The organism is Paenibacillus sp. FSL P2-0173, assembly GCF_038008045.1.
Lineage (GTDB): Bacteria > Bacillota > Bacilli > Paenibacillales > Paenibacillaceae > Paenibacillus > Paenibacillus polymyxa_B.
Genome location: NZ_JBBOYK010000004.1, coordinates 354,086 through 366,625, shown reverse-complemented (window position 1 = coordinate 366,625; position 12,540 = coordinate 354,086). Strand labels below are relative to the sequence as shown.

10 protein-coding genes are annotated in these 12,540 nt (G+C 46.9%); 7 read left to right on the top strand and 3 right to left on the bottom strand.

Going from position 1 to position 12,540, the window contains the following annotated elements:
• Nucleotides 1–167 precede the first annotated feature (167 nt).
• Genes MKX30_RS21585 through MKX30_RS21575 form a run of 3 tightly spaced genes read left to right on the top strand, consistent with a single transcriptional unit; the run spans nt 168 to nt 3,195 of the window.
• Nucleotides 168–1,448, top strand: coding sequence for an ABC transporter substrate-binding protein (locus MKX30_RS21585; protein WP_023986929.1), 1,281 nt, complete (start codon nt 168–170; stop codon nt 1,446–1,448).
• A gap of 38 nt (nt 1,449–1,486) precedes the next feature.
• Nucleotides 1,487–2,371 (top strand): carbohydrate ABC transporter permease, encoded by an 885-nt coding sequence (locus MKX30_RS21580; protein ID WP_023986930.1) that lies wholly within the window; start codon nt 1,487–1,489, stop codon nt 2,369–2,371.
• Nucleotides 2,368–3,195, top strand: coding sequence for a carbohydrate ABC transporter permease (locus tag MKX30_RS21575; RefSeq protein ID WP_013308681.1), 828 nt, complete (start codon nt 2,368–2,370; stop codon nt 3,193–3,195). The genes MKX30_RS21580 and MKX30_RS21575 overlap by 4 nt, the downstream gene beginning before the upstream one ends.
• Before the next feature lie 234 nt (nt 3,196–3,429).
• Here MKX30_RS21575 and MKX30_RS21570 read toward each other — a convergent pair whose 3' ends face one another.
• Nucleotides 3,430–3,828: a hypothetical protein gene (locus MKX30_RS21570; RefSeq protein ID WP_160788758.1), complete on the bottom strand. Its 399-nt coding sequence runs from the start codon at nt 3,826–3,828 to the stop codon at nt 3,430–3,432.
• A gap of 173 nt (nt 3,829–4,001) precedes the next feature.
• Between MKX30_RS21570 and MKX30_RS21565 the strand changes: the two genes are divergently transcribed.
• Nucleotides 4,002–5,048 carry a hypothetical protein gene (locus MKX30_RS21565; RefSeq protein ID WP_028541041.1) on the top strand — a complete coding sequence of 349 codons (1,047 nt, stop codon included), beginning with the start codon at nt 4,002–4,004 and terminating at the stop codon, nt 5,046–5,048.
• Between the two features lie 277 nt (nt 5,049–5,325).
• Here the strand turns inward: MKX30_RS21565 and MKX30_RS21560 are convergent, their stop codons facing one another.
• A complete protein-coding gene (locus tag MKX30_RS21560; protein WP_341063459.1) occupies nt 5,326–8,625 on the bottom strand; it encodes a DUF5695 domain-containing protein in 3,300 nt (1,099 codons plus the stop codon).
• Between the two features lie 151 nt (nt 8,626–8,776).
• On the opposite strand from MKX30_RS21560, the gene MKX30_RS21555 reads away from it, so the two are divergent.
• Nucleotides 8,777–9,415: a pentapeptide repeat-containing protein gene (locus MKX30_RS21555; protein WP_053324610.1), complete on the top strand. Its 639-nt coding sequence runs from the start codon at nt 8,777–8,779 to the stop codon at nt 9,413–9,415.
• A gap of 9 nt (nt 9,416–9,424) precedes the next feature.
• Here the strand turns inward: MKX30_RS21555 and pdxR are convergent, their stop codons facing one another.
• Nucleotides 9,425–10,939 (bottom strand): MocR-like pyridoxine biosynthesis transcription factor PdxR, encoded by a 1,515-nt coding sequence (gene pdxR / locus MKX30_RS21550; RefSeq protein ID WP_028541039.1) that lies wholly within the window; start codon nt 10,937–10,939, stop codon nt 9,425–9,427.
• 115 nt (nt 10,940–11,054) lie between these two features.
• On the opposite strand from pdxR, the gene MKX30_RS21545 reads away from it, so the two are divergent.
• Both MKX30_RS21545 and MKX30_RS21540 read left to right on the top strand, forming a co-directional pair.
• Nucleotides 11,055–11,666 carry a pyridoxamine 5'-phosphate oxidase family protein gene (locus MKX30_RS21545; RefSeq protein ID WP_023986938.1) on the top strand — a complete coding sequence of 204 codons (612 nt, stop codon included), beginning with the start codon at nt 11,055–11,057 and terminating at the stop codon, nt 11,664–11,666.
• 254 nt (nt 11,667–11,920) lie between these two features.
• Nucleotides 11,921–12,505 (top strand): TetR/AcrR family transcriptional regulator, encoded by a 585-nt coding sequence (locus tag MKX30_RS21540; protein WP_023986940.1) that lies wholly within the window; start codon nt 11,921–11,923, stop codon nt 12,503–12,505.
• Nucleotides 12,506–12,540: the final 35 nt, after the last annotated feature.

Genomic DNA, 12,540 nt, shown 5'->3' with positions numbered 1-12,540 from the left:
TCCTATAATGAAAGCGTATACAAAAAAAGCAGTACAAAGGAAACTGGCCTTTACGAAGTTCGCACAGAGCTGAATAGAGGTTGAAGACCGGCGGCATAGCTGCTTTGAATAACAGCTGATTTGCCGATGGGTAACAGTTATTTTCAAAATAGGGGAGGTCATTTTTCATGAAAGTGTGGAAAGGTGTATTGAGCACGATGCTGGTTGGCACGTTATTGGCCGGGTGTGGAGCGAATTCTTCAGGCAGTGACAGCAGCGGTTCCGGTGGAGACGGCAAAACGGTGAATCTCAAAATGTTTATTGCTCAGCCCCGTTTGAAGGAGCACTACGATAAATACATTAATGCGTTCGTAGCGAAAGAGAAGAAAGATAAAAATATCGACGTTACGGTCCAACTGGAGATGCCGCCTGCTGACAACGCCGCACAAATTTTGAAGACAAGACTCGCATCCAACGATGCGCCGGACGTATTTGCATTGCACGCGGTGAATGAAATTCCTCCGTTTTATAAAGCGGGCTATTTGGAGGATTTGTCCGGTCAGCCTTTTGTTAACAAATTGATGGATAGTGTGAAGCCTTCGGTGACAACCAAAGACGGAAAGGTCGTAGCGGTTCCCTTGGAAACGATCTCATGGGGCTACTTGTACAATAAAAAGATATTTAAGGATTTGGATTTGCAGCCGCCGGGAACGTTGACCGAAATGAAGGCTGTGGTCGAGAAGCTGAAAGCGAATAATGTGAAACCGTTCCTGTTGTCCTACAAGGAATCCTGGATTCCACAGCTGTTTGTGCCACTTACGGCAGGTGCAATGATGAACACACAGAATAAGGATTTTATCGACCGGATGAATCAGGATAAAGGCTCTTTTTCCGAAATGAAGAGCATGTTCGATATTATTGATCTGGTGAATAGCAACGGTACTGACAAGGCTCTGGAAATCGGCGGGGATGATGGATCGGCTGCGTTTGCCTCGGGTAAAGCGGCGATGTGGATTCAAGGACCGTGGTTTGCGGAAACGATTTTAAAATCGGATCCGAAGATGGATTTTGGGGTAGCACCGCTGCCGATCAATGACGATTCCAATGCGACATTGATTAATTTGTCCACTTCGACTTCGCTGGCTGTATCCTCTACAAGCAAGAATAAGGAGGTTGCGCTCGACTTTGTTAACTATGTGCTGGATGACAAGGATTCTAGCGCGTTCTATGAAGCATTGAAATTTAACCCGATCTCCAAAGTGCATACGTTTAAAAGCTATCCTTGGGTTAATGACGCTACCGAATACGTGAAAGCAGGCAAGTCGTACCAAGATCCATCTATCCCGCAAGCGGTTAAGGACGAGGCAGGCAAATCGCTACAATCCTATTATGCTGGTCAGCTCTCGCAGGATGACGTAATTAAGGCGCTGGATAAGGCATGGAAATCGTATAACAAAGTGAACAAGTAACGGTAACCTACAGAATTACACCGGGAGGGAGAGACTCCATGCCTTTTAAAATCTATAAAAAATACGTCATGTTACTGGCGTTTACAGCCCCGGCGCTGATCTTTTATGCTATCTTCCTGCTCATTCCAACGATCAGCGGCATGTACTACAGCTTTACAGACTGGAACGGATTGAATCCTAATTACAGCTTTATCGGCTTGGGGAACTTTGTGGAATCGTTGAAGGAAGACCCCGATTTTCTCAATTCCCTTTGGTTTACCCTTAAATACGTATTGGTCATGATTGTGCTGCAAAATGTACTGGCACTGGCACTGGCAGTGTTGATTGAGTCGCGTACACGTACCAAAGGATTTTTTCGGACGATATTTTTCATGCCCAATATGATCAGTACCATTATTAGCGCATTTATGTGGACCTTCGTTTTTTCTTCCGTGCTGCCACAGATCGCCGAAAAGACGGCTATCGCCTTTTTGGGCCAATCGTGGCTGGGCGATCCGAAAGTATCTTTCTTCTCAATTATTATCGTGTCGCTCTGGAATGGTGTCGGTTATATGATGATCATCTATCTGGCTGCGCTTCAAGGTGTACCACAAAGCTTGAAGGAGGCTGCTATTATTGACGGGGCGAACGCATTTCAGACATTGCGAAGCGTAACGATGCCAATGATTACTCATGCGATTACGATCTGTTTCTTCCTGACGCTGAATGGTGCCTTCAAAGTGTATGAGGTCGTATACGGACTGACTGGCGGGGGGCCGGGGCGCAGTACACAGGTGATTACGATGAACATTTATGAGGAGGCCTTCTCCAACAACTTCCGTTATGGTTATGCGAGCGCCAAATCCGTTATTTTATTCGCAATCGTTCTCATTTTCACCCTGATTCAGCTGCGTGTCATGAAGAAGAGGGAGGTGGAGGCATGAGGCTGAAGAAAGCCAATTCCTTGTTGATTACGCTGATTCTGTGCGTGGGCGCAGTCGTGTCCTTCTTCCCAATCTACATGGCGGTAATTAACTCGTTTAAAACACAGGGTGAGATGTTTGCATCCTTTACGGCGCTGCCCACGAAGCTTCACTTTGAAAATTACAGTCAGGCTTTTCATCAGACTCATTTGCTGAACAGCGCCCTTAATTCCACGATTATTTCTTTTATCGGCATTGGTGGCATTGTGATCTGTTCGGCACTGGCAGGCTACAAGCTGTCTCGTACACAGGGGAAACTGAGCAGTGCGATTTTCTTCCTGTTTGTCGCATCGATGCTGGTACCGTTTCACTCTATTATGATACCGCTTACGCGAATGGCAAAAGATTTGTCCGTTCAGGGCAGTACGTACGGCTTGGCCCTGATCTATATCGGCTTGGGTGTGAATATGGCGATCTTTTTGTATCATGGATTCGTCAAATCCATCCCACGTGAGCTAGAAGAATCCGCGCAAATGGACGGCTGTAATGAGTTTCAAACATTCTTTCGCATTATATTTCCTTTGCTGCTGCCGATCACAGTTACCATCGCGATTTTGGATTTTCTGTGGATTTGGAACGACTTTTTGCTTCCATTGTTAATGCTGACGGATGTAAACCATTACACCCTGATTCTCTCGACCAATATGCTGTTTGGAGAGTACAACAAGGATTGGTCGCTTATTCTGGCCGCACTTGTGCTGACCTCCATCCCGGTTATCCTGATCTACGCCTTCTTTCAGAAATTCATCATGGAGGGCATTGCGGAGGGAGCGGTTAAGGGATAACTGGAGGCGGCGGGCAGTCAGATGGTATTTCCCATCGCCTTCACAACATAAAGATCAAAGCCTTCCTATAAACAAGGAAGGCTTTTGTTTTGGAACAACTGTACACCCAACGTTACTTCGAGCAAATGCTGATAATAAGCATTTTGCATAAATCCCAAGAGCGTTTTCAAATCAGTAATATATAGATCGAAACGCTTTAGTTCGTCTATATATTGTACTTACGAGCGTTGGAAATCAATTATGCAAAATACTGATAATAAAAAATAGAAGCGAAATGATGATCAAAAATAGATATATACTAGAAATCCGTTTTCCGATTGTAGCTCCAAACTCCTTAGGATTTTTATATCCAATGATTAAACTGGGAATAAAAAAAATACTGGATAGAAAAATGGTGTAGTGAAACCTAGTATTATCAACACTGTTAGACCAGGCGGGCAATCCTAAAAAGGAAAGCAACTGGTCTCCCAATATGTAATTGCCGAATTCGAAAGAAACAGCCATACCAAGAAGAGATAAAAGCAGTGAAAGTGATCCCCAGCCTATTTTTTTTCTGTTATTTCTCAACAATTCAAAGATAATCAGTAAAATTACAATTGCTTGTATGCTATATGTCAACATGATTGAAAACATAAAGTACCTCCTTGAACACCAGAATCAAATGATAAGATGTCAATTTCGGAAATGAGTATACCATTTTTTGGAATGTTTTCATATGCCTTTCAATACAGCGATCGTATGATCAAATGGAACGCGAAGCGGCCTTAGCCATACAATATTTCATCTGAATGTAAAAGGAGATGATTATGTTGGCTACCTTCTCGGCCGCGCTTCAAGTGAAAAAGCGGATGGCCAAGCGAGTTTTAAAAATGTCCGGTGTCCACGGCATTGGCGTAGGGTACAGGGACCCTGCTCATCCCAAAAGAGGAGCCGCTGTCATTGTGTACACGGACCGTTTAGCGTCGGCCTCTACTGGACTCCTGTCGGCCACCGCATTAGGAAAGAAAACGAACGTTCCAGTCCGAATTGTAAAGACTGGAAAGATCAGAGCCAATGCCACGGACTACAAAGTGCGCATACGCCCGGTCATCGCCGGCTACAGTGTCGGGACGATTGAAGGCTCCGGTTCAACCGGACTCATCGTTGCCCCAACTGGAGCGCCGGCGACACGTTATCTTTTTAGCAATAACCATGTCCTCAATCCCTCCAATACAGACAATCGAGAGGCTACAATTCAGCCAGGCGGAGCCGATGGGGGGACGGTTGCCCAGGATCGTATAGGACGGCTTTATCGTTACGTACGCTTGAATCCCACCGGAACGAACCTGATTGATGCGGCGCTTTCGCTTCCGACCCGTAACAACTTGCTCAATCCGCGTTATGCTACAGTAGGAGCGATTCCGGGTCATGTGACCGCTTATCGCATAGGGGAAAGATTGAAGAAGGTAGGGCGTACGACCGGGCGGGTCAATGGCACGGTAGAGTCCGTCTATACGGACTTGCAAATCAATTATGGTGGAGAGTTGGGCTTACTGACCTTCGAAGATCAGACGGTTATTAGAGGTACGACTCCCGTATCACTACCTGGGGATTCCGGCTCTGTATGGCTCAGACAGTCAGATAATTATGCAGCTGCGGTCAACTATGCAGGCACGGCAGATGGTCGCTTATCCATAGCCTTTCCGGTGCAGTGGGCCATGCAGGTATTCAACACACGGGTAGCCCGCCCCAACGGGGCAGGCAGGGTGCTCAGGGTAGATACAGGATCTTCCCCTCGCTCTTATACTAGGCAGCTCACCAGTGAGGAACTGGTTCGCTTAAGACCAAGAACGACACGCATTAGACGGAGCTAAACGCCCTCCAGATGGAAAAGTTGCCGCTGATCGCCCCGGTAAGGCGGTCGCTTTAAATGCTTTCCATAGGGTGGCTCGCTCGGAAGCATCATCTCCCCGGATTTCTCCCCTGATTACAGACTTAACTTAAGAAATCCGGGGGTAGAGCTAATATAAGCAAGAATCATTCACGATACCAATCATTTACGACGCAAATAATTCACGACACAAATGATTCACAGTACAAATCATTCACAATCTAAAACGTTAACGGCATGAATGAATGCATAAATGTATTCTAATCTGCTCCTTCGGCATATGAACGGGCTCCCTCATCATGGGCTGTAATGGTGCTGCTTGCCGAGGCCAAGCCCCGGATTTCCTGAGCGGTCAGGGCTCTGTTGTAAATGATCAGTTCATCCACTGCACCGTTCAGATAGGGATCATCAAACTGGGATTTCCCAATATAGTTCCGGTCTGTCAGTCCAAGGCTAGAAGGCTTCAGCGTCATGTTGGTGTTACGCGTCGCCTCTACACCGTCCACATACATCATTCCAGTATTGCCTGACAAAGTCACGGCGACATGCTTCCAAACCCCAGTTGCCAGCTCTGGCGCATTCAACTGTTGTTCCTCTCCGTTCCCCGAGACGGTGATAGCAAAGCGCATGCCAGTTCCCTCGGCCTTGGGTGTCAAAAACATATACCGATCCGTGCCTGCTCCAAAATCAAACAGGCGTGCCCAGCCGTTATGCGTGTTCACCCGTACCCACGCGGCAATCGTAAAGTCATTTATGCTGCTAACGATACCACCGGGCAGGCTAGCATAGGCGTCTGTACCGTTAAAGTGCAGGGCATTACCTTTTCGTCCGGCGCCCCACGCGCCTCCACTTACACTGGCCTGCTGTCCATAACCTGACGAATCGGCTGCGGTAGATCCGGCCGTTTCGTCAAATTCATAACGGGCTACAATGTCTCCGGCGGGAGACGGGTTGTCTGTACTCGACTGGATACGGATATCATAGTTGGCTGCCGTACCAATATTCAGTCTGACCGTGGTCGCAGAGCTGTTAGCAGCCGTGACTGACCCGGTTTTTGTGCCGTCTACGAGCACGTCATACGTACCTGCCGCGAGTCCGGTCAAGCTCATAACGGTGGTATGAGTCGTGCCTGAGGTCATACTTTTCAGTGTCAGACGGATGTTGTTCTTGGACTTGGACACGATGGCCAAGCTATATTGATCCCGATTCAGCTCCAAACTCAGCTTTTGGGTGATCAGATGCAGACGTTGGAATACACCGTCCTTTGGAGTAATCGCGTAGCTGTTACTGCTTTCTGTAACGTCACAGCCATAGCCGAACAAGCCGAATATTGGATCTACAGCAACATCCGAGCTTAGGATTTTGATGGCTCCAAACAGTCCCAGATCGGCTTCCCCGGACATGCCGCGCCATCCGTTAAAGAGAGGGCCACCGTCCAGACCGAGTGCGCCGTAATTGCCCTTGCCCGCCTGATATGTCCACGATACCGCCCCGATGTTGGCAGGATCAGAGCTGATCTGTCCCGAGTTAATCGCTCCGATGTTCGCCAGCTTGGCGGCATAGGATAGACGCTGATCCACTTCGGGCTTGGACGAATGCCGACGTGTCCAGTCATCCATCACATAGCCGGCCAGTGAGGTGGTGTACTGGAAGTTCCACCAATTCTCTCCGGTGATGGTGACCGGATCGGTGTAATAGTACCAGACAGGCATATGACCGCGTGCAGCACGCGTTTTGGCGTTGATTTTGCTCATCATCGTCGTGTTGTTGTTCATTTTGGCGAGTGTATATACGGCTTCTTCGCCTGTATTGTCATAGTTATACTCAGAGCCATAAGGATAGGTGGTGTTTTTGAAATTGTTGTACTTGGTAGCCATTTTGCCAATCAGGTCGTTAGCCTCGGTGGTCAAGCCTTCTTCCTGAAGCGCTTTAATCATATCAGGTGTAGTTAGCTCACCCATGAGTCCCGTGCTCCAGTTATAAGCAACAGGGCCTTCATACAACGCTTTAAAAATACGATAAGCACGTAGCAAATATGTGTTTTTGCTATTGCGATAGCTGATCAGGTTGGGATACAGCTTGGCAATTTTATACATGCTAAAAAACGTATTATAAATGTGCGGATAGGCATAGCCACGGTACGTTGGTGTCGTGTTAGGCTGCGGCATCAGGAAATCAGGGACCAGATAATCGGTATGATGGCCTTCCATCAAATTCGTCCAGATGGCTACTTCCAAATAATCATCGACTGCCTTGATCTCAGATGCCACGGGCTTCTGAACGTTTTTCTCCGCCAGAAACTGGCCGTGAGTTAGTCCCCAATCATCACCCCAGCCCCAGTAACCAGCAAAGCTGTTGCGTCTAGCCTTGTACTGCATCATCCAGTCATCAAAGACCTTGTCCCTCAGGTCGCCCGGCACGTTCCATTGGGTGCTGTTGACCATGAAGGTAGAGTGACGCTGAAGTGCAGCTTCGACTGGCTCGATGGCATAGAACTGGAGAACGGTTTTTTCGCCGTTACCATAGTTTACAGTAATATTGTTATGTCCCAGTCGTCCCAGTGTAAGTTCATATATTTTATGGTTTGTAGGGGCTGTTTCCAGATAGCTGATGGTCGTTTCAGACGGATATTGCGCTGTGACAGAGGTAATGGATTTGCTGGTATGCAGATCGAATTTGGCCTTGAGATTCGTCGGGAAAATCATACCCGGAACCACGGTCACATCCACATGTCCCTCACTGTACAGCCTGTCCTTTACAGCCTGCTCGTCCGCTACCTTGTAAAATTTAAAGGCATACGTTTTGCTTTCACCAGGAGCCAGCGACAGACTGGTGCTTCCAAGATAGCCACGGTTGGTGCTCTTGATGACATTGGAATGGATATAGAACACATTCAGTCCTTCGGACCAGCCACCTTGCTCCATAGCCCATGTGCTGCCGGGATGCTCCTCAGTTCTCCAATGGTCCTGATATTCGAGACCAGCACCCGTTGAGGCATCAGGGATCAGCAGTACATACGGTCCGATGCCGCTAGGTCGTCCAGCGGTAATAAAGGAGCTGTTATGGCCTACAAAGGAGTGTGAGAGTACTCTGGTTTCATAAATTTGTTCATTATTGCCGCCGGACCAGTACTCGTTAAACGGAAGCGGCAGTCCCCAATCTCCGATCTCCAGTGTTTGATTAGAGGTGTTCGTTACTTTCATTTGCCAATGCAAATAATCGTTAACCAACGAATAAGTTTCATGTAAAATGAAATTACGTATTCCCTGATTGTTTGATGAATTCTGATAGGCTACCTGGACACTGTTTCCAGAAGAGGTGATCTGGCGCGCATCAGCAGAATTACTTGTCCATGCCCGAGTCCACGCTCCGTTGCCGAGACGATAGGTGAACATCAGTTCACCCAGCCACTGATGATCCGACGTATTCTGTTTAGGTGCGTTGGAGCTGTTCATGACATAGTTGGTATTAAAAGTGTCCCCTACCAGCCGTAAGGAAGAGAGATCGCCGTAATCTCCGACAGAGATGGAGAACACTTGATTAGATAGTTGTACTGCCATGCTATCAACCTCCTAACAAAGGTTCGTGAGCGTGCTCACTACGTTAATATATGTGTGAGAAATACTTTTGCTACCCTATGTATGAGAATTGATAGAAAATAGATTCATATAGATGTCCTAGAGGGCTCTCAATCGTGGAGGTAGAGTTATTATGAAAATTAAAATGGAGTTGCCGAAAATTCCTGCGGACTTGCCCGTACTAAACGAAGAAATGTATTCCTTACGGTCCAAAGGCGAATATAGTATGGGGTCTGTAGAAGATATGATTTTGGATAATGTGGAAGCGGTTAAGGTTTCATTAGAGAAGATGACTTTTAAAAATGTAACGATCATGGAATCGTCATTACCGGAAAGTGAATGGACAGACGTCATTTTTGATAAATGCGATCTGTCTAATGTTCATTTTTCCGGTTCCTTTATCCATCGGGTAGAGTTCAAAAACTGCAAATTGCTTGGAACAGACTTTTCCAGAAGCAGGCTCCAAAACGTTCGTTTTTCGGATTGCTTAGCGGATTATTCGATGTTCCGTTTTGCTAATTTTAAGCAAGTTGGTTTTGAGGATTGTTCTTTAATAAGTGCCGATCTGTATCATTTAACACTACAAAAAACCTTTTTTAACCGTTGCAATCTGGATCAAGCGATGCTATCGGGGTCCAAGCTCAACGGGATTGATCTGAGCGATTGTGAATTTGATGGGTTACAGGTGGATATAGAAGATTTGAATGGCTGCATCATCTCACCGCATCAAGCTTCATCATTTGTAGGGCTGTTGGGGCTAGTGATTAAATAAGGGAACTCCTCATTGATTTTTAATATGGTCCCAAGCCTGGCGCAGACGGTTAAACCCTTCAACAATTTGTTGCTCCGTTAAATGGGCAAAGATAAAGCAGGCTGATGGAGGTCCCGGTGTCAGTTGGTAATCGGCGGCATCACGCCATGTGACTCCGTAAAATTGTGCTGTCTGCATCAAATGATGGTACTGGGCAGACTCCTGCTTCCAGATGGCATAGGCATGTAGTCCACAATCGTTCTGATGCCAGTGAAATAGTTCGCTCAACTGCTGTATTCCACGCTGGAACACGTCGTAGCGTGATCTGTATATTCGAGTCATCCGACGCACATGGCGAACGTAGTCGCCGCGCATCATAAAACGTGCCAGTGCGCGCTGTTCCAAGCGGGCAGGCGGCAGGGGATCGTATAGTCGTTTGGCAGCTGTCAGCGCTTGGGCTAATTCAACGGGCAAGATTGCAAACCCGAGTCGAAGGCTGCTGAACATGCTTTTGGAAAAGGAGCCGACATAGATGACACATTCTGTGCGATCCAGTGCTTTTAATGGTTCAATGGGTCGTCCTGCCCAACGGAATTCACTGTCATAATCGTCCTCAATGATCCACGCTCCCTTGGATGCTGCCCATTGCAAAATATGTTGACGGCGTGTTAATGGCAACACTGCACCGGTTGGAAACTGTCGTCCAGGTGTAACAAATAGGAGTTTGGAATCCCAATCCTGTGGGACAATTCCATGTTGATCCATCTCAGCAGCATGTATCTGTCCGCCTGAGGCAGTAACTGCACGGTAGATGCCGGAATAACAGGGATTCTCCAATACAATTCGATCTTGTTCATGAATAAGCAACTGACTTAATAACGTGATCACTTCCATGGAACCACTGCATAATACGACTTGATCCGGCGTGGCCGTAATTCCGCGTGTTCTGCCAACATGATGGCAAATCGCTTCACGCAGCCATTCATCACCGCTCACTGGTGCAGTCGTCGCGTCAGCCGAGGGCTTTTGCAGATCCTTTCCAGCGGCAGTCATTGCGCTTTTCCATGCGATCTGTGAGTTGCCCTCCAATACAACTTCTCCTGCCTGAAAAGAAATCAAAGGCTGTTGCGCACTGTCTCTATTTGTAGCAGAAGCAGGAGACCGCTGTAAGTTTCGTTCCCTTTCGATCTGCATGATTCGTTGTCCCCAAGCTGATAGAGCAGGGGCTTTTTGTTTTACAACAGGTGAATTCTGGTTCTGCTGGTTGATTAAAGATTTGTCGGGCAGCACCGCTGTCTGTTCCATAACAAAGGTTCCTCTGCCTACTGCCGAATCTATATATCCTTCTGCCAACAACATATCATATGCCTCTTTAACGCTCCCTCGCGAAATTCCATACATCACAGCCAGATCACGAGTGGAAGGCAGACGCGTACCACTGGCAAGGGAGCCATTGAGGATTCCCTCACGAAGAGCATGATACAATGCCAAATATTTTAAATGATACTTTTGAAGCGCACGCTGATAAGCAATCGTAATATCCATACTCTTCTCCTTCGATTGGGCCACTCATTTTCGTTCATATTGGATCTTTTTATGAATCCATTTTCAACATAATCTGAAATGTATCATTAGTCAATAGATGGAAGGAGAGTTCCCTATGAGAAGAAAAGAATTTACGGTAGCAGAACTAGAGGAAATAGAGCAGTTTCTAAGCGAGGTCAGTTTCGGATTTTTAGGCATGAACAGCGAGGATGGTTTTCCGCGTGTGGTTCCCTTGAATTTCGCTTATGGAAATGGCGTTTTTTATATTCATGGCAGCCGTGCTGGAGAAAAGATGGAACGGATGAAAGAAGATAATCGAGTTACTTTTTCAGCCGCCAAAGAATATGCGCTCATTCCGTCTTATTTTACGGATGAACATATGGCATGTCCGGCGACTTCATTTTTTAAAAGTATTACCGTGCGTGGTCATGCGGAGCATGTAGTGGATCTGGAAGAAAAAGCATCGGCCTTTTCCATTTTTATGAGCAAGCTGCAACCGGAAGGCGGGTATGACACGATTGATGCCAGCGATTCTCGGTATGCTTCACGTTTAAAAGGGGTCGCTCTGATCAAAATTGTACCGGAGGAATGGACTGCCAAGTTTAAATTCGGTCAAAATGTTAAAGATCAGGAACGTCAGCAAATTATCGACGGCTTGCAACAACGGGGGTTGGATGATGATCTGACAACGATTGAGATGATGCGCAAATATTGTCCTCATCACTGATATATATCGAAAGTCAGGATTTTGCAAAATCCTCAAGTATAAATATTTGAATTCCACGTAATAATTCCTGCTCGCTCACCGTCAGATTGGTTAATTATACCTTGTAGGGAGATGCCCTTGATTTTCCAAAACGTTCAGTCCTTCTGTATTAGGACTTTTGAAGGACAGGTATATATCATCCTCAAGCCCGTTGTTCTTACTGCAAAGGAACTTTATAATACGATAGATTTGTGGCGTAAGGGGGCAAGACCGTGATGAGAGCAGGAGTCAGAAGTCGGGAGAGTCGACGGTTGTTACTGGAAGCGGGGGCTGAAGAGTTTGCTCAGACGGGGTTTTATCAGACAAAGGTAAGTTCGATCGCGGCACGTGCAGGATTGACGCAGCCGGATTTTTATATTCATTTTGAAAGCAAGGAACAGTTGTACGAGGAGCTTGTGGAGAGCTTCGGTACTTTGGTGAATGATACGGTACAAAGCATGAAGATAGGCCCAGACCTAAGCGAGGCTGAAATTTTGAGACGGGGACAGGTGTTTCTGGAAGCTATTTTTCGCGTGTTGTCTAATAATCCGGCGATCACTCGTGTCGGATTTTACCAGGCGACAGATTCGGTGCGTATTAAGGCGGAAATGGCTGAGCATATCAAAAAGCATCTGCTGGCGGCGCAACGATGGGGCTCCTGCCGTGAGGAACTGGACCCTGAACTGACAGCAGAATGCGTGATCGGCTTGATTGAACGGCTGACGTTAACTAAATTGCTGCCTGGACGTGAAAGTCCGTCTGTGCTTGCCAAGCAGGCACGAAACCTCCTGTATCACGGCATGCTCGGGTCCGAAGAATAACAGGACAGTACAACCCCAACCTAGATTTGGGCGGC